The 16,114-nt window shown below is 62.1% G+C and carries 17 protein-coding genes; 13 read left to right on the top strand and 4 right to left on the bottom strand.

Annotation, left to right across the window (positions count from 1 at the left end; all coding sequences use genetic code 11):
• The first annotated feature begins 30 nt into the window (after positions 1 to 30).
• From hprK to ptsP, 5 genes are read left to right on the top strand one after another with little or no spacing between them, the layout of a single operon-like run.
• On the top strand, positions 31 to 981 hold the full coding sequence (gene hprK, locus KP001_RS20325) for an HPr(Ser) kinase/phosphatase (RefSeq protein ID WP_217287332.1): 951 nt from the start codon (positions 31 to 33) through the stop codon (positions 979 to 981).
• Position 982: 1 nt separating this feature from the next.
• Positions 983 to 1,846 (top strand): RNase adapter RapZ, encoded by an 864-nt coding sequence (gene rapZ, locus KP001_RS20330; RefSeq protein ID WP_217287333.1) that lies wholly within the window; start codon positions 983 to 985, stop codon positions 1,844 to 1,846.
• Positions 1,843 to 2,238, top strand: coding sequence for a PTS sugar transporter subunit IIA (locus KP001_RS20335; RefSeq protein ID WP_217287334.1), 396 nt, complete (start codon positions 1,843 to 1,845; stop codon positions 2,236 to 2,238). Before rapZ ends, KP001_RS20335 begins: the two co-directional genes overlap by 4 nt.
• A 56-nt stretch (positions 2,239 to 2,294) precedes the next feature.
• Complete coding sequence (locus KP001_RS20340) at positions 2,295 to 2,561, top strand: HPr family phosphocarrier protein (protein ID WP_217287335.1); 267 nt, start codon at positions 2,295 to 2,297, stop codon at positions 2,559 to 2,561.
• On the top strand, positions 2,542 to 4,302 hold the full coding sequence (gene ptsP, locus KP001_RS20345; RefSeq protein WP_217287336.1) for a phosphoenolpyruvate--protein phosphotransferase: 1,761 nt from the start codon (positions 2,542 to 2,544) through the stop codon (positions 4,300 to 4,302). The genes KP001_RS20340 and ptsP overlap by 20 nt, the downstream gene beginning before the upstream one ends.
• Here ptsP and KP001_RS20350 read toward each other — a convergent pair.
• Positions 4,299 to 5,078 (bottom strand): phosphorylase family protein, encoded by a 780-nt coding sequence (locus tag KP001_RS20350; protein ID WP_217287337.1) that lies wholly within the window; start codon positions 5,076 to 5,078, stop codon positions 4,299 to 4,301. The two genes, ptsP and KP001_RS20350, sit on opposite strands and share 4 nt — an antisense overlap.
• A 156-nt stretch (positions 5,079 to 5,234) precedes the next feature.
• Here KP001_RS20350 and hpnJ point away from each other — a divergent pair, with 156 nt between their 5' ends.
• The 4 genes from hpnJ (at position 5,235) to KP001_RS20370 (ending at position 8,938) form a co-directional block, all read left to right on the top strand.
• On the top strand, positions 5,235 to 6,656 hold the full coding sequence (gene hpnJ / locus KP001_RS20355; RefSeq protein WP_217287338.1) for a hopanoid biosynthesis associated radical SAM protein HpnJ: 1,422 nt from the start codon (positions 5,235 to 5,237) through the stop codon (positions 6,654 to 6,656).
• A gap of 123 nt (positions 6,657 to 6,779) precedes the next feature.
• Positions 6,780 to 7,646 (top strand): hopanoid biosynthesis-associated protein HpnK, encoded by an 867-nt coding sequence (gene hpnK / locus KP001_RS20360; protein ID WP_217287339.1) that lies wholly within the window; start codon positions 6,780 to 6,782, stop codon positions 7,644 to 7,646.
• Positions 7,639 to 8,019: an EamA family transporter gene (locus KP001_RS20365; RefSeq protein WP_216799417.1), complete on the top strand. Its 381-nt coding sequence runs from the start codon at positions 7,639 to 7,641 to the stop codon at positions 8,017 to 8,019. The genes hpnK and KP001_RS20365 overlap by 8 nt, the downstream gene beginning before the upstream one ends.
• A 166-nt stretch (positions 8,020 to 8,185) precedes the next feature.
• Entirely contained in the window at positions 8,186 to 8,938 is a 753-nt protein-coding gene (locus KP001_RS20370; protein WP_217287340.1) for a DUF3108 domain-containing protein, read from the top strand.
• Positions 8,939 to 9,167: 229 nt separating this feature from the next.
• Here the strand turns inward: KP001_RS20370 and asnS are convergent, their stop codons facing one another.
• On the bottom strand, positions 9,168 to 10,553 hold the full coding sequence (gene asnS, locus KP001_RS20375) for an asparagine--tRNA ligase (protein ID WP_217287341.1): 1,386 nt from the start codon (positions 10,551 to 10,553) through the stop codon (positions 9,168 to 9,170).
• 109 nt (positions 10,554 to 10,662) lie between these two features.
• On the opposite strand from asnS, the gene KP001_RS20380 reads away from it, so the two are divergent.
• Together KP001_RS20380 and KP001_RS20385 are read left to right on the top strand one after the other, a co-directional pair.
• Entirely contained in the window at positions 10,663 to 11,043 is a 381-nt protein-coding gene (locus tag KP001_RS20380; RefSeq protein ID WP_217287342.1) for a S41 family peptidase, read from the top strand.
• Between the two features lies 1 nt (position 11,044).
• Positions 11,045 to 11,410, top strand: coding sequence for a glutaredoxin domain-containing protein (locus KP001_RS20385; RefSeq protein ID WP_217287343.1), 366 nt, complete (start codon positions 11,045 to 11,047; stop codon positions 11,408 to 11,410).
• A gap of 600 nt (positions 11,411 to 12,010) precedes the next feature.
• Here the strand turns inward: KP001_RS20385 and KP001_RS20390 are convergent.
• Positions 12,011 to 12,988, bottom strand: coding sequence for an HD domain-containing phosphohydrolase (locus KP001_RS20390; RefSeq protein ID WP_217287344.1), 978 nt, complete (start codon positions 12,986 to 12,988; stop codon positions 12,011 to 12,013).
• A gap of 252 nt (positions 12,989 to 13,240) precedes the next feature.
• Here KP001_RS20390 and KP001_RS20395 point away from each other — a divergent pair, with 252 nt between their 5' ends.
• Complete coding sequence (locus KP001_RS20395; RefSeq protein ID WP_217287345.1) at positions 13,241 to 13,423, top strand: helix-turn-helix domain-containing protein; 183 nt, start codon at positions 13,241 to 13,243, stop codon at positions 13,421 to 13,423.
• Positions 13,424 to 13,588: 165 nt separating this feature from the next.
• Positions 13,589 to 14,092, top strand: coding sequence for a chemotaxis protein CheX (locus tag KP001_RS20400; RefSeq protein ID WP_224963277.1), 504 nt, complete (start codon positions 13,589 to 13,591; stop codon positions 14,090 to 14,092).
• A gap of 177 nt (positions 14,093 to 14,269) precedes the next feature.
• Here the strand turns inward: KP001_RS20400 and KP001_RS20405 are convergent, their stop codons facing one another.
• Complete coding sequence (locus KP001_RS20405; RefSeq protein ID WP_217287346.1) at positions 14,270 to 15,895, bottom strand: fumarate hydratase; 1,626 nt, start codon at positions 15,893 to 15,895, stop codon at positions 14,270 to 14,272.
• Positions 15,896 to 16,114 lie beyond the last annotated feature (219 nt).

Consider the following 16,114-nt stretch of genomic DNA (forward strand, 5'->3'; position numbering starts at 1 on the left):
CACGGGGGAAAGGTCCCAGCATTGACAAGCATGAGCCTCAGCATCAAGGATCTGTTGGAAGACAAGGCGTACGGCCTCGACCTGCAGCTTCTGTGCGGCGAAGCGGGCCTCAGTAACCGGCTCTACAGCTCCCGCATCCAGAAACCCGGCCTGGCCCTCACCGGCTACACGGAACACCTGCATCCGGACCGGGTCCAGGTGCTGGGCAACACGGAGATCTCCTACCTAAGCCAGATCCCCGAAGAGGTCGGCTCCCGGCACATCGAGAAACTCTGCAGCTACCCCATCGCGTGCTTCATCGTCACCAAGGGGCTCGATCCCCCCGAGTTCCTGAAGCGTTCCGCCGAGGCGGCCGGCATCCCGCTTCTGGTGACCCACCACCAGTCCTCCACCTTCATAAGCCTCATCACGAAGTTCCTCGAAGAGAGCCTGCTCCCCTCCACGCACATCCACGGCGTGCTGGTCGACGTCCTCGGGGTGGGGGTGCTCCTTTTGGGCAAGAGCGGCATCGGCAAGAGCGAGTGCGCCCTCGACCTCGTGATCCGCGGGCACCGGCTGGTGGCCGACGACGTGATCCACATAAAGAAGAAGATGCCCGCGGCCCTGGTGGGGCAGGCGGGGGAGACCATCCAGTACCACATGGAGATCCGCGGCCTGGGGATCATCAACATCAAGGACTTGTACGGGGTCTCCTCGATCCGCGAAAAGAAGATCATCGACATGGTGCTGGAGCTCATGGAGTGGGACGCCAACCAGGAGTACGAGCGGCTCGGGATCGACGAGCCGGTGAAGACCATCCTGGGGGTGGACCTGCCGCACCTGAAGATACCGGTCCGCCCGGGGCGCAACCTCACCTCGATCATCGAGGTCGCCGCCAGGAACTTCCTGCTGAAGGGGATGGGGTACCATTCCGCCCGCGAGTTTCACGAGAAGCTCCTGGCCCGCCTGGAGTTCCGCCCCCTGGGCAACGAGGTGGAATAGCATGCGCATCGTCATCATAACCGGCCTCTCCGGCTCGGGAAAATCGACGGCGGTGAAGGCGCTGGAGGACGAGGGGTTCTTCTGCCTGGACAACCTCCCGGTCTCGCTGGTGAGCACCTTCATCGAGCTGGTGGAGCACTCCCGCGAGGACATCAAGGACGTGGCCCTGGTGATGGACATCCGGAGCCGCGACTTCATCAAGGGCTACGACCAGGTGTTCCAAGCCATCGCCTCGGCCGGGCACAGCGTCAAGATCTTCTACTTCGACGCCACCGACGAGGTCCTGATCCGTCGCTTCTCCGAGACCCGCCGCCGCCACCCGGCGCTGGAGGGTGCGAGCGTCCCCGAGGGGATCCGTTTCGAGCGCGACCAGCTGGCGGGCCTTAGGCGCATCGCCACCGCCATCATCGACACCTCCGAGATGAACGTGCACCGCCTGAAGGAGGTGGTGATCGGACTGGTCAAGGGGGGGGAGGGTGCCCTGGAGATGCAGGTGAACCTGCAGTCCTTCGGCTTCCGCTACGGCCTCCCTTTGGAGAGCGACCTGGTCATGGACGTGCGCTTTCTCCCCAACCCGTACTTCGTGGCCGAGCTGCGCCCCTATTCCGGCCTGGAGCCGGGGGTGCGCGACTACGTGTTGAAGCAGAAGGAGACCGAGGTGTTCCTGGAGCGGTTCCGGGACATGCTGGAATTCCTGCTGCCGGGATACCGCAGGGAGGGTAAATCCTACCTCTCCGTTTCCATCGGCTGCACCGGCGGAAGGCACCGCTCGGTGGCCATCGCAGAAGAGCTGTACCACTACTTCCGGCAGCGGAACGTGAACATAAAAATTTCCCACAGGGACATAGAGAAGGGGCTGGGATGATAGGACTGCTTTTGGTAGCACATGCCGGCGTGGCCAGTGAGCTTCTGACCGCGGCGGAGATGATAGTAGGGAAGCTGGAACTTGCCGAGGCGGTGGGGATCGCCCCCGACGCGTCGGCGACGGACGTCATGGCGGCCATAAAGGACGCCGTGGCCCGGGTATCCGGCGACGGAGCCATCATCATGACGGACATGTTCGGCGGCACTCCCTCCAACATGAGCATCTCCTTCCTGCAGGAAGGGAAGGTCGAGGTGCTGACCGGGGTGAACCTCCCCATGCTGATCCGCTTCACCCAGGAGCGCAACCGCTGCGGCGTCGCGGAACTCGCCCTGAAGCTCAAGGAGAGCGCCCAGGAGGGGATCACGGTGGCCGGGGATTTCCTGAAGAAGTAAGGACAAAGGAGGATTCGCCCTCCCCCGGCCCGTGCCGGGGAAGGCGAGTGCACGATATGATCGAAGGACAATTCGTAATACCGAACAAGTTGGGGCTGCACGCCAGGGCCTCCGCGCTCCTGGTGAAGACCTCCAGCGCTTTCTCCTCGGAGATCAGGATCGAGCGGGAGGGCGTCGAGGTGAACGGCAAGAGCATCATGGGGATCATGATGCTCGCGGCCGCCAAGGGGAGCACCGTCACCCTGAAGGTGGAGGGTGCGGACGAGGTCGAGGCCTATGCCGCAATCGGGGAGCTGATCCGGAATGGATTCGGAGAAGAGTGAGTCGAGGGAGCTGAACGGGATCGGCGCCTCCGCCGGGATCGCCATCGGGCAGGTGCGCATCACCGACCGGCGCCGGGTCGCCGTCACCGAGGTGGTGGTCGCCAACGAGGAGATCCCGGGGGAGCTGGACCGCTTCACCAGGGCGATCGAGCGCGCCAAGGGGGAGCTCTTCGCCCTGCGCGAGCAGCTCTCCAGCACCCACGGCCCCGAGCACCTCTGCGTCATCGACGCCCACCTGATGCTCCTTGACGACACCATGCTGGTCGGCGAGACCACGCAGTACATCGAGCGGCTCGGCATCAACGCCGAAGGGGCCCTGAAAAGGACCCTGGGGCGCTTCAAGGCCTTCTTCGAGGGGGTGGATGACGAGTACCTGCGCGAGCGCGGGGGGGACGTCGAGACGGTGGTCGAGCGCGTCCTCAGGCACATGGTGGGGCAGAAGCAGGAGCCCATCGACAACATCCAGGGGAAGGTGATCGTGGTGGCCCACGACCTCTCCCCCGCCGACATCCTGCAGATCGACAAGAACAGGGTGATGGGGGTCATCACCGACCTCGGGGGGAGGACCTCCCACACCTCGATCCTGGCCCGGGCCTTCGAGATCCCCGCTGTGGTGGGGCTCGAGCGGGTGACCGCCGATGTCCGCGACGGGGACACCCTGATCATCGACGGCTCGACCGGGGTGGTCATAGTCAACCCCGGGGCGGAGGAGTTCAAGGAGTACCTGCAGAAGAAGCAGCGCTACGAGTACGTGGAGCGGGAACTCCTGAAGCTGCGCGACCTGCCGGCCCAGACCCTGGACGGGCACCGGATGCGCCTGAAGGGGAACGTGGAATTCATCGAGGAGGTCGCCTCGGTGCACAAGCACGGCGGCGAGGGGATCGGCCTGTACCGCACCGAGATGCTTTTCATGAACCGCGGCACCCTTCCCACCGAGGAAGAGCAGTTCCAGGCCTATGCCGCGCTGGTGAAGGGGATGGCGCCGCAGCCGGTGACCATCAGGACGCTGGACATCGGCGGGGACAAGTGCCTCACCGACCTCGACCTCTCCGACGAGATGAACCCGGCGCTGGGGGTGCGTGCGATCCGCCTCTCGCTGCGCCAGCCCGCCGTCTTCAAGGCGCAGTTGCGGGCCATCCTGAGGGCGAGCGCCTTCGGGGAGGTGAAGCTCTTCTTCCCGATGGTTTCGGGGGTGGCCGAGGTCCGGGCCGCCAAGGCCATTCTGGAGGAGGTGAAGGAGGAGCTGCGCGGCACCCACCCCTTCGACGAGAAGGTGCAGGTGGGGATCATGATAGAGATACCCTCGGCGGTGGTGATCGCGGATCTCCTGGCGGCGGAGGTCGATTTCTTCAGCGTCGGCACCAACGATCTCATCCAGTACACGCTGGCCATCGACCGCACCAACGAGCACCTCTCCGCGCTGTTCCAGCCGCTGCACCCGGCGGTGCTCCGCTCGCTGAAGACCATCGTCGACGCGGCTCACGCCGCGGGGATCGAGGCCAGCATCTGCGGCGAGATGGCGGGAGACCCGGAGTACCTTCCCATCCTTTTGGGGCTTGGTTACGACGAACTCTCCATGAACGCGGTCTCCATCCCGCGGGTCAAGAAGATCATGCGTCGCTGCACCCTGCAGGAGGCGCGCACGGTGGCCCTGAAGGCCCTGAGCTTCGCCACCGCGGCGGAGGCGGACGCCTACCTGAAGGGTGAGATCGCCGCCCGTTTTTCCGAGAGCTTCGACTAAGGCTGGCTCTGCCGCGTCAGCGCCTGCAGCGCAAGTTCGACGGCCAGCGCCAGCCGCTTCCCCGCCCTCCGGCAATTCCCTGACAGCCTGATCAGTTGCGGAATCAACCAGGGCCGTTTCGAGATGGTCCACGCCACCCGCCAGGGGACCAGGTTCAGGTTGCCGTCGCAGAACTCCTCGATGGAAAAACCGAGCTCCTCGTCGGCCGCGTCGCTTACCCCCCGGATCGCAACCAGAGGAATCCCCGCGCCCTGCGCCTGTTCGAGCACCGCCGCCGTCTCCATCTCGAGCAGGGGGAGCGCTGTGCTCCCACCGAGCCGGCTCGCCATCTCCGCCTTGTTCCTGATCCCGCTGGCGGTGATGTAGCCTCCGCGCCGCAGCTGCAGCCCTACCTTGGCGCAGTGCTCCTGGAGCAGGGTGGCGAGGGCGGGGTCGGGCAGGGGGAGCTCGCTGAGCGCGCCCTGGTCCAGACGGAAGACGCGCTCCGCCAGCACCAGTTCGCCGACCTCGAGACCGGGAAGGACCGCGCCGCCAAAGCCGAAGTTGATGATGGCGTCCGGTTCCGCGTGCCTGATCAGCGCCCTGGTCGCAGCCGCCGCCTGCGCGGGTCCCATCCCCGACTCGATGAGGTAGACGCAGCTGCCGTTCACGGGGAACCGGTACAGGTTGCGCCCGTCGATGTTTCCCCGGGCGTATCCCTTTATGCGCGCCAGAACCGGCGCGATCTCCTGGGGCATGGCGGCCACCATGCCCAGGCTTTTGTTTTCGTTGGCCATTGGGCTTCTCCCTTTCGATCGGCCACTTTATCAGAGGGGAGCCGCCGCCGCAACGCTTTCCCGGACTTTGCCCCGGTTCGCCTTGACAAAAGGAGGCCGCCGTCTTATAGTCAGGGCTTCTTTTTTTGGTGTGCCGATATTAATCTGGAGGGGTGTATGAAGCCGTTGTTTTTGAACCCGCCGACCTTCGAGGATTTTGACGGAGGTGCCGGTGCGCGTTACCAGGCCTCGCGCGAGGTGACCTCTTTCTGGTTCCCCGGCTGGCTCACCTATCCGGCGGGGATGATCGAGGGGGCGCGCGTCGTCGACGCGCCGGTGCAGCGCCTCGATCTCGATGCCTGCCTCGCGATAGCCAAAGATTACGACATGGTGGTGATGTACACCTCCACCCCGACCCTCGCCATCGACGTGGAAACCGCGCGCCGGGTCAAGGCGCAGAAGCCGGGCACGGTGACGGTGCTTACCGGTCCGCACGTGAGCATCCTCCCGGAGGAAAGCCTCCGTTTCGCCGCCGGCGCGGTCGACATCGTCTGCCGCGGCGAGTTCGACTACTCCACCAAGGAGTTGTGCGAAGGAAAGCCCTGGGACGAGGTGGACGGTATCAGCTTCCTGAAAGATGGCAAGGTGGTCCACACCAAGGACCGCGCCCCCATCGCGGACCTCGACGTCCTTCCCTTCGCAAGCCAGGTCTACCAGCGCGATCTTCCCATCGAAGAGTACGTGATCCCGCATTTCAGGCACCCCTACGTCTCCATCTACGCCAGTCGCGGCTGCCCATCCCGCTGCATCTACTGCCTGTGGCCGCAGACCTTCTCAGGGCGCACCCTCAGGAAGAGAAGCCCGCAGAACGTCTATGAAGAGGTGAAGTGGATCAAGGAGAACCTCCCCCATGTGAAGGACATCTCCTTCGACGACGATACCTTCACGGCGGACAAGCAGCACGCCATAGCCATCGCGAGGGCCATAAAGCCCTTGAACGTCTCCTGGGTCATCAACGCCCGTGCCAACTGCGACTATGAAACCCTGAAGGAGCTGCGCGACGCCGGGATGCATCACGTGGTAGTCGGGTACGAATCGGGAAACGAGCAGATCCTCAAGAACATCAAGAAGGGGGTCACCAAGGCCCAGGCGATCGAGTTCACCAGGAACTGCAAGAAGCTCGGCATCACCGTGCACGGAGCCTTCGTGCTGGGGCTGCCCGGCGAGACCCGCGAGACCATCAAAGAGACCATCGCCTACGCCATCGACCTCGACCTCACCTCGATCCAGGTCTCCCTGGCCTCCCCGTACCCGGGGACCGAGTTCTACCAGATGGCCAAGGAGAACGGCTGGATCGCCTCCGACAGCTTCCTCGACGAGACCGGGCACCAGAAGTGCGTCATCAACTACCCGGATCTTTCCAACCAGGAGATCTTCGACGCCGTCGAGCTGTTCTACAACAAGTTCTACTTCCGTCCCCGCTACATAGCGCGCAGCATCTTCAGCATGCTGGTCAATTCCCAGGTGCGCCGCAAGCTCCTGAAGGAAGGGGCCCAGTACCTGAGCTACATGCGAAAGCGCAAGCAGGCCGCCTGCTAGCGATATCTGGATGAACCCGCACCGGTAGGGTCCCCTCCCCCGGAGGGGGAGGGTTAGGGAGGGGGAGCTGCGTGTTCGCCCCTCCCGGCCTCCCCCCTCCTGGGGGAGGAGATGATAGGGCACATGAAAGAGATAATACTTAACGCCGACGACTTCGGCCTGAGCGCCGGGGCGAACCGCGGCATCATCAGGGCGTGGCAGGAGGGGATGCTCACCAGCACGTCGCTCATGGCGGGAGGAGACGCCTTCGAGGAGGCGGCTGCCTTCGCGCGCGCGAACCCCGCCCTGCAGGTCGGGCTGCACCTCACCCTGGTGCAGGGAAGCGCGGTCCTGCCGCAGCAGGGACTGCCCGCCCTTACCGGCGCGGCGGGAGAGTTCACCGACGACGCGGTGCTGGCGGGGATGCGCTATTTCTTCCTGAAGGGACTGAGAAAAAAGCTCCGCCTGGAGATCGACGCGCAACTGGCGAGATGCCGCGACGCGGGTGTCGAGCTTTCCCACGTCGACGGTCATCTAAACATCCACATGCACCCGGTGGTGTTCGACATCCTGTGCGAACTGATGCCTGCCTACGGCATCAAGAGCTTTCGGCTCACCAGGGAAAACCTGCGGGCGAACCTGGCGCTGGACCGCACGAGGGTGGTGGGGAAGTGCGCCGACGCCTTCATCTTCGCCCGGCTCGCTGAGCGTTGCCGGCCACGACTGCAGCGGCTCGGCATCCGCTACGCAGGCGAGGTGAAGGGGCTGCTGAATTCCGGCCACATGACCGAGGAGTACCTCGTGCGGGCGCTGGACGGGGTGGGGGAGGGGCTCACGGAGATCTACTTCCATCCCGGCTGTCATCCCTGCTCCACGCTTACGCGCCGGATGCCTGATTACCAGCACGAGGCGGAGCTCGCGGCGCTCACGAGCCCGCGGGTGCGGCAGAAATTGGAGCAGGCCGGCATCACGTTGAGAAACTATCGGGGAGAGGAAAAGACGTATGTTTAAGACCGTAGTGGTCATGCTGGCCGCGGTGACCGCGGGTACCATCGGCGACCTGCTGCTGGCCAGCGGGATGAAGGAGCTGGGAGACATCTCCACCATGAACCTCAGGGGTATCCTGAGGGTCGCCGTGCAGGCACTCACCACCCCGAAGCTCGTCTTCGGCACCGCGATGCTGGCGGTTTTCTTTTTTCTCTGGCTTGCGGTCCTCTCCTGGGAGGACCTCTCCGTCGCCCTGCCCATGCAGGCCCTGAACTACATACTGGTCGCCTTCCTGTCCCAGTACTTCCTGCACGAGGTGGTGAGTCCGCTGCGCTGGGCAGGGACCGTGCTGGTCGCCATCGGCGTCATCATGATCACCAAAAGTAGCGGGGCCTAGTCCTCGGAACCGTCCACCTGCAGGGGCGAACCATCGTTCGCCCCTGCCCCCTCGCCCGCATCACTCCCCCGGCTCCGGTGCCTGTCATGTTTGAAACATCTAACATTAGGTAATCCCTAAGCTTTTTCCCTTGAAAAAAAATATCGCCAGGGGCTAATCTGTGGACATGAAAATTTCAGCCTTATTGTCCTTTTTCGCAGTTCTCGTCGTTTCCGCCCTTCCGGCCCGCGCCATGAGCCCCAACGAGAAGCTGGTCTACGAGGTGAGCTGGACCGGGATCAAGGCCGGGACCACGACCCAGGAGCTCAGCACCAAGGGGAACGAACTCCACATCGTCACCACTACCCGCTCCACGCCATGGCTGGACACTTTCTTCCGGGTGGAAGACCGTGCCGAGTCCGTGGTCGTTCGCGGCAGCGGCGACCGCTTCGGTTTCCCCAGGTACTTCCGCAACAAGATCAGCGAGGGGAGTCACCGGCGCCTCAAGGAGGCCAGGTTCGACCAGCAGAAGCTGAAGGTCGAGTCGAAGGATCTCCTGCACAAGACCCAGCGCGTCGACGACATCAGCGCGACCACCTACGATCCTCTTTCTGTTGTCTACTACGTCCGGACCCTGGACCTCGTGCCGGGACGTTCGCTGTTCGTGGACATCTACGATTGCAAGAAGCTGTGGAACACCGAGGTGAAGGTGCTCAAGCGGGAGGAGGTCGAGACGCCAGTGGGGCGGTTCAAGACCATCGTGGTGCAGCCGATGATGAAAGCCGACGGTTTCTTCGCCCGCACCGGTGACGTCAAAGTCTGGCTGACGGACGACGCGCTCAGGATCCCGGTCATGGTTTCGACCAAGGTGAAGATCGGCAAGATCAAGGCGGTCCTCGTCGGCGGGAGCTACTGGCCCCAGACGGCGCAAAAAGAATAAGACCAGGATAAGGATTAAGAACGAAGAGAGGCAAGGCGCCACGGGCCTTGCCTCTCTTCATATCTGCTTTCAGAGCTTCCTTCTTGCCAGAGATGCTGGATAACCGGATGTCCGGTGATCTTCCGCTCGTTCCCTCTCCCTCCGGAGAGGGTCCCCGAAGGGGGGGAGGGGATTTACCCTGCCCTCTCCCGGGGGAGAGGGGTAGGGAGCGCGTGCCTGGTCACGAATTTCAGAATTCCGCGTGCCTCGGCGTCCTGGGGAAGGGGATGACGTCCCTGATGTTCTCCATCCCGGTGAGGTACATGATCAGCCTCTCGAAGCCGAGCCCGAAACCGGCGTGCGGCGTCGAGCCCCAGCGCCTGGTGTCGAGGTACCAGGAGAGCGACTCCGGTGCGATCCCCGTTTCCAGCATGCGCTGTTCCAAAAGCTCCAGGCGCTCCTCGCGCTGACTCCCGCCGATGATCTCCCCCACCTTGGGGACCAGGAGATCCATGGCTGCGACGGTCTTGCCGTCGTCGTTCTGCCTCATGTAGAACGCCTTGATCTCTTTGGGATAGTTGAGGATGAAGACCGGGCCGCCCACTACCTGCTCGGTCAGATAGCGCTCGTGCTCGGATTGCAGGTCGAGCCCCCACTCAACGGGGAACTGGAACGATACCGGCGCCTTCTTGAGCCGTTCGATCGCCTCGCCGTACTCCATGCGTGCGAACGATGCCTGCGCCACTCCTTCGATCCTCTGGATCAGTCCCTTGTCGATCTGCGCATTGAAGAATTTCATGTCGTCGTCGCAGTGGTCCAGCGCGAAGCGGCACAACCTCTTGAAGAAGGCCTCCGCCAGGTCCGCGTCGTCGGCGAGGTCGGCAAAGGCCATCTCCGGTTCGATCATCCAGAACTCGGCCGCATGGCGGGCGGTGTTCGAGTTCTCGGCCCGGAAGGTCGGCCCGAAGGTATAGATGTCGGAGAAGGCCTGGGCGAAGAGCTCCCCCTCCAACTGCCCGCTCACGGTGAGCCCGGTGGCGGTGGCGAAGAAGTCCCTGGAGAAATCGACCGCGCCGTTCACCAGCGGAGGGTGGGCGAGGTCGAGCGTGGTTACCCGGAACAGCTCCCCGGCCCCCTCGCAGTCGTTGGAGGTGATGATCGGGGTGTGCACGTAGAGAAAGCCGCGCTCGGCGAAGAAGCGGTGCACCTCCTGGGCCAGCGCCGAGCGCACCCGGAACACCGCACCGAAGGTGTTGCTGCGCACCCTGAGATGCGCGATGGTGCGCAGGTACTCGAAGGTATGCCGCTTCTTCTGCATCGGGTATTCCTGATCCGCCCCGCCGACCACCTCGATCTGCTGCGCCTTCAGCTCCAGGGCCTGCCCGGCGGCCGGCGACTCCTGCAACAGCCCGGTCACCGCAAGCGCGCTGCCGGTGCCGATAGCGGTCACTTCGGCAAAATTCGGGAGATCCGGCTCGACAACCACCTGGATTCCGGAGAGGCACGAGCCGTCGTTGAGGGCGATGAAGGTGACTTCCTTGCTGTTTCGTACCGTGCGCGCCCACCCCTTGACGAGGATGGTGCTGCCGGCTTTACCTTCGTCCAGAGCCTGTTTCACCTTGGTCCTAGCAGTCATGTGAACAACTCCACTGGTGGATTTTAATGCATCACTTATAGCATAGAGGGGTGGGCTCGGCAAAAGCATAGTTGACAGCCGGGGGGGCTCTCGTATAACTTCACTGGCCATGTTCAGGATCATTCATGCCATACTGCTCTTCGCCCTGTTGCTGCTGCCGGCCTACAGTCATGCTGCCGCCGCTTTCGGCGGGGTGGGGATCGACGGCGTGCCACGGGCCGACGGCACCATCGTGGTGCGGCAGCTGGTCGCAGGGGGGCCGGCGCATCTGGCCGGAATAAAGGCAGGCGACATCATCACCCAGGTGGACAGCACGCCGACCGCCGGGAGTGACTTCAAATTTATCGTCGAGCGGCGGTTGCGCGGGCGTGCCGGGGCCCCGGTGCTGATCCTGGTGCGGCGTCCGGGAAATCCCAAGACGTTGAGCTTCAAGATGGTCCGGCGGCAGCTCAAAGTAACCGGCAGTAAAAACGAACAAAAGGGGGAGTAACATGCGCATCCTGCTTACCGCAATCCTGGCTTTATCCCTTTTAGCTCCAATCGCTGGACGGGCCGAACAGCTCCCGCAGAGCCCGCTCGGAAGCCACAGCGTCCAGACCAAATATCCGAAGATCGTTCTTTTCTCCACGTCCTGGTGTCCGCATTGCCGGGCTGCCAAGGAGTACTTCACCAGGAACAACATCCCCTTCATCAACAGGGATGTCGAGTTGGACAGTGCCGCCATGGAACTGGTCACCGGAAAGTACAAAAGCCAAGGTGTTCCCGTCATCGTGATAGGGGAGGACGCCAAAGTACTGAAGGGATTCGACCAGGCGCGTTTCGAAAAGGCGCTGGACGAGGTACGCAAGAAGAAATAACGAATGCGACGAGTTGTAGCAGGAATGAGAAGGGGGAGCACTGCCGTGCTTCCCCTTTATTTTTGTTGGTGCATTGACCGGGTGCAATGCCAGGTGTGGACCTCTCCTACGGTTTAACACCGATTTCTGAGCCCCATTACGGGTTTTTTCAGACCATTTCTGCAAAAAAACAGACTTGTTTTTGTGGTGTGGTCGAAATCGCTAATATAATTGGCCAGTTGGACCGACGAAAAACGAGTTTGATTTTGAGTTAAACGCGATCTGTTTTGTGAAAAACGAGTCTTGTTTTGGGCTGAACGAGTTTGGTTTTGAGAAGAACGAGTTTGGTTTTCAGCTGAACGAGTTTAGTTTTGGGCTGAATGAGTTTAGTTTTGGGTAGAACGAGTCTGGGCTTGGGAAGAACGGGTTTTCCAAAGGACGAGTTGTTTCCTGAAGAGGTGGGGCTATTCGCTGAGCGCTGGATGGCCCCTTGGGGCACGTGATCCTGTGACGGGAAACAAGAGGGGATCTCGTCGGAGATAGTGCTAGCGCAGCAATTTCCTGATTGAAACTGCACTATCGCAAGCCATTTTTGTCGCGAGCAAAGGACGCTTCGCGATTTCAGATCTCTGTCGGTGCATCCTCCGCCAGCAGGAAGAAGAGGGTCTGCACCAACTTGGGATCGAGGTTCGAGCCGCTCATCCCCTTCATGGTCCACATGACCTCTTCGCGGTTGAACCCCTTGCGGTAGGGGCGGTCCATGGTGAGTGCGTCACAGATGTCCGCGGTCGCGACGATCTGCGCCTCAATGGGGATCTTGCTTCCTGCCAGCCCGTGAGGATACCCCTTGCCGTCGAATCTCTCGTGGTGGTAGAGCACTATGTTCTGGACCGTCTTGGAGAGGTTCGCCTTTCTGACCACTTCGCACCCCCACTCCGGGTGCTTCATGACGATCTTGAACTCCTCCGGTGTCAGTGCGCGTTCCGCGTTGAGGATCGCCTCGGGAACGCCGATCTTGCCGCAGTCGTGCAGCCAGCTCCCGTACCTGATCTCCTGCTGGACATCCTCGGGGATCCCGAGCTTCGCCGCCACCCTCAGTGCCAGTGTGGCGACGCGGTCGCAATGCCCCTTGGTGCAGGCGTCCTTGAGCTCGATGGTCTGTGCCAGCGAGTGCAGGATGAACTCGTCCTCCCGCTTGATCGCCTGCAGCACGCGGTAGCGGCGGAGGCCGTCCTTCACGGCGCGGAGCATCTCCGCTTTCTTCCATGGCTTCAGGACGAAACGGAATACCTCGCCGCTGTTGATGGCAGCCAGGGTCGTGGAAAGGTCGGCACTGCCGGTCATCATGATCTTCACCGTGTGGGGCGAGACCTCCTTGATACGGGAGAGGAGCTCGATGCCGCGCATTCCGGGCATTTCGTTGTCGGAAACGACCACGGCGACCGACTGGTGCTCAACGATCTCCAGCGCCTCCATGGCCGAAGAAGCGGTGAGAATATGGAGCCCCCTGTTCTCGAAGAGCTCGCTGGTGTAGGCCAGGTAGCTTTTCTCGTCGTCCACGAAGAGGACCGTTTCACGTTGTGCTTCGTTGTTTTCCATGTGCCGTCTCCCGGCTACTCATTAAGTAGCCACCGTATTCTTATCGGCACAACTGCCGCGAAGAAAAGGGGAAAAACGCGCTTTCCTAAAAAGGTAGTGGTTTTGCGGTGCTACACCGCGTCCCTGCTTGACATGGAGACCATAAGCGATACCATCCAACGGTGGAATCTGTAATTAAAACCGAGGTGGCTGCGCTCTATTAGAGGGTACGCCCCAGCTCCGGGTGGGACCGAAGCGAAGGAGGAAACGATCATGCTGGCATCCAAGACTTGGTACACACCCGCCGAGGCCTGCGAAAAATTCGGTGTCGAGATGGAGCGTTTGCAGGTATGGATCGACGAGGGGGTGATCCGCACCGAGGAGAATAACGGTCAGGTGGTGCGGATAAACGGCGACGATCTGGAACTCAAGATCGAGGAGTTGACCGGGATATGAACCCCAATTGATACTGACGATTGACAATGTGGTGCGCCCACGGGACAAGTGACTAAAGCTTCCGCCGCAAGTGACGATACTGTAACTGACGTAGCCTTCGTGCTGGCGCGCTTTTCATTGTCAACTGTCAGCTGTCAATCATCCACCGATGTAAAGGGGGTTGCCTTGAGCAACAGCATAACGTTCGAAGAGATCATGTTCACCATCATGTCCGCCACCCAGGACACCTTCAAGAGCTACATGAATACCGACATCTATGCGGGGAAGGTGGAGAAGAAGATCAACCCGCTGCACAGCGACGTGGTGGGGATTGTGGGCGTCGCCGGAGACCGGGTCGGTTACATCATCTTCGCCACCGAGAAGGGGCCGGCCGAGCAGATCGCCAAGGACCTCCTGATGCTTGACGAGGCGGATGACGAGGCCATCAGCGACGCGGTCGGTGAGGTGGCCAACAACATCGCCGGGGTCTTCAAGACCAAGTACCATGAGCAGTACGGCAGCGTGGCCCTGGGACTCCCCCTGGTCCTCTCCGGGCGTCTGAGGCCGATGACCGATCCTCCCGAGCAGTCCACCATGGACGGGAGCATGAGCGTGCAATGCAAAGGGGTTACCATCCCCTTCACGACCATGGACGGGAGGCTCCACTTCCGGGTCATGGTCTATATGTAAGGGCAGGGGCTGGGGACTGGGGACTGGGGACTGGAAAGATCTCCCACCCGATCTGGCCGACACCATGTGACACACTAAAGCAAAAGCCCCCGCTGCCATGACGGCAACGGGGGCTTTTTTGATGCACCGCTGATCCTGTAGGGGCGAATAATCATTCGCCCCCTCTCACATCTGCAACTAAATCCCCAACTGTTTGAAGAAGTCGTTCCCCTTGTCATCCACCAGGATGAATGCCGGGAAGTCCTCGACTTCGATCTTCCAGACTGCCTCCATCCCCAGTTCGGGGAAGTCGATGCACTCGACCTTCTTGATGTTCTCCTCGGCCAGGATAGCGGCCGGGCCGCCGATGGAACCGAGGTAGAAGCCGCCGTGCTTCTTGCAGGCGTCGGTTACCTGCTGCGAGCGGTTACCCTTGGCGATCATGACCATGGAGCCGCCGTTGGCCTGGAGCAGGTCAACGTAGGAGTCCATGCGTCCGGCGGTGGTGGGGCCGAAGGAGCCGGACGGCTTTCCTGCCGGGGTCTTGGCCGGGCCCGCGTAGTAGATCGGATGGTTCTTCAGGTACTCGGGAAGCGGCTTGCCGGAGTCGAGGATCTCCTTGAACTTGGCGTGCGCGATGTCGCGGCCGACCACGATGGTGCCGGAGAGGAGCAGCGGGGTCGAGACCGGGTGCTTGGCCAGCTCGGCCAGGATGTCCTTCATGGGCTGGTTCAGGTTGATCCTGACACCGTGCTCGTGCTTGCCGCGGAAACGCTCGGGGATGAGGCGACCCGGGTTGTCGTCCATTTGCTCGACCCAGATCCCTTCCTTGTTGATCTTGGCCTTGATGTTGCGGTCCGCAGAGCAGGAAACGCCCATGCCGACCGGGCAGGAAGCGCCGTGGCGCGGCAGGCGGATGATCCGCACGTCGTGGGCGAAGTACTTGCCGCCGAACTGGGCGCCGATGCCGGACTCCTGGGCCGCCTTCAAGAGCTCAGCTTCGAGCGCGAGGTCCCGGAAGGCCTGGCCGTGCTCATTGCCGCTGGTCGGGAGCGCGTCGAGGTACTTCGCGCTGGCGAGCTTGACGGTTTTGAGGCAGGCCTCGGCGCTGGTGCCTCCGATGGCGAAGGCCAGGTGGTACGGCGGACAGGCGGCGGTACCCAGGGTCTTCATCTTGGCCACCAGGAACTTGACCAGGCTGTCCGGGTTGAGGAGCGCCTTGGTCTCCTGGTACAGGTAGGTCTTGTTGGCGGAACCGCCACCCTTGGCCATGAACAGGAACTTGTACTCGGCACCCTTGGTGGCGTACAGGTCGATCTGGGCCGGGAGGTTGGTCCCGGTGTTGGTCTCCTTGTACATGTCCAGGGCGACGGTCTGCGAGTAGCGCAGGTTCTCCTCGGTGTAGGTCCGGTAGACCCCCTTGGAGAGATACTCCTCGTCGTTTGCGCCGGTCCAGACCTGCTGCCCCTTCTTGCCCATGACGATGGCGGTGCCGGTGTCCTGGCAGATGGGGAGCTCGAAGTTCGCGGCAACCTCTGCGTTTCTCAAGAAGGCGAGGGCAACACCCTTGTCGTTCTGGGAGGCTTCCGGATCGGTCAGGATCTTGGCAACCATCTCGTTGTGCTCCGGGCGGAGCAGGAAGGAGAGGTCCTTCATGGCGGTGTTGGCCACCACGGTGAGGGCCTCCGGGGCTACCTTGAGCACCTCCTGTCCTTCGAAGTTGGCGACCGAAACGTACTGCTGGGAGTCCGGGATGAGGCGGTACTTGGTGGTGTCCGGCCCGAGCGGGAAAGCTTCCTGGTACTTGAACTCTGGAGTTGCCATCGGTTCTGTTCTCCTTTGCGTGGGATTGATGGTGACTGGTATCCGTAACCGTGCGGACGGCACGGTAAAAAATGTATACACGATTGGCGGAATATATTGCAAAAGGCCAATTTTGTCGAGAGCTAAGTTTGGGTGGGGAGTGCCTGCAAAGGATTTGGGGAGGGGGGAGTGCGGCGCGGGTGGTGCCGGATGGGGGGCGGGCCCCGCCTGAGGTGGCGG

Source organism: Geomonas subterranea (genome assembly GCF_019063845.1).
Lineage (GTDB): Bacteria > Desulfobacterota > Desulfuromonadia > Geobacterales > Geobacteraceae > Geomonas > Geomonas subterranea.

Excerpts from the sequence above, each read along its gene's own strand:
- KP001_RS20395 (WP_217287345.1), top strand. The coding sequence starts at position 13,241 with ATGCTGGCATCCAAGACTTGGTACACACCCGCCGAGGCCTGCGAAAAA.
- KP001_RS20370 (WP_217287340.1), top strand. The coding sequence starts at position 8,186 with ATGAAAATTTCAGCCTTATTGTCCTTTTTCGCAGTTCTCGTCGTTTCC.
- KP001_RS20405 (WP_217287346.1), bottom strand. The coding sequence starts at position 15,895 with ATGGCAACTCCAGAGTTCAAGTACCAGGAAGCTTTCCCGCTCGGGCCG.
- KP001_RS20385 (WP_217287343.1), top strand. The coding sequence starts at position 11,045 with ATGCGCATCCTGCTTACCGCAATCCTGGCTTTATCCCTTTTAGCTCCA.
- KP001_RS20350 (WP_217287337.1), bottom strand. The coding sequence starts at position 5,078 with ATGGCCAACGAAAACAAAAGCCTGGGCATGGTGGCCGCCATGCCCCAG.
- rapZ (WP_217287333.1), top strand. The coding sequence starts at position 983 with ATGCGCATCGTCATCATAACCGGCCTCTCCGGCTCGGGAAAATCGACG.
- KP001_RS20380 (WP_217287342.1), top strand. The coding sequence starts at position 10,663 with ATGTTCAGGATCATTCATGCCATACTGCTCTTCGCCCTGTTGCTGCTG.
- ptsP (WP_217287336.1), top strand. The coding sequence starts at position 2,542 with ATGGATTCGGAGAAGAGTGAGTCGAGGGAGCTGAACGGGATCGGCGCC.
- hprK (WP_217287332.1), top strand. The coding sequence starts at position 31 with ATGAGCCTCAGCATCAAGGATCTGTTGGAAGACAAGGCGTACGGCCTC.
- asnS (WP_217287341.1), bottom strand. The coding sequence starts at position 10,553 with ATGACTGCTAGGACCAAGGTGAAACAGGCTCTGGACGAAGGTAAAGCC.
- KP001_RS20390 (WP_217287344.1), bottom strand. The coding sequence starts at position 12,988 with ATGGAAAACAACGAAGCACAACGTGAAACGGTCCTCTTCGTGGACGAC.
- hpnK (WP_217287339.1), top strand. The coding sequence starts at position 6,780 with ATGAAAGAGATAATACTTAACGCCGACGACTTCGGCCTGAGCGCCGGG.
- hpnJ (WP_217287338.1), top strand. The coding sequence starts at position 5,235 with ATGAAGCCGTTGTTTTTGAACCCGCCGACCTTCGAGGATTTTGACGGA.
- KP001_RS20335 (WP_217287334.1), top strand. The coding sequence starts at position 1,843 with ATGATAGGACTGCTTTTGGTAGCACATGCCGGCGTGGCCAGTGAGCTT.
- KP001_RS20340 (WP_217287335.1), top strand. The coding sequence starts at position 2,295 with ATGATCGAAGGACAATTCGTAATACCGAACAAGTTGGGGCTGCACGCC.
- KP001_RS20365 (WP_216799417.1), top strand. The coding sequence starts at position 7,639 with ATGTTTAAGACCGTAGTGGTCATGCTGGCCGCGGTGACCGCGGGTACC.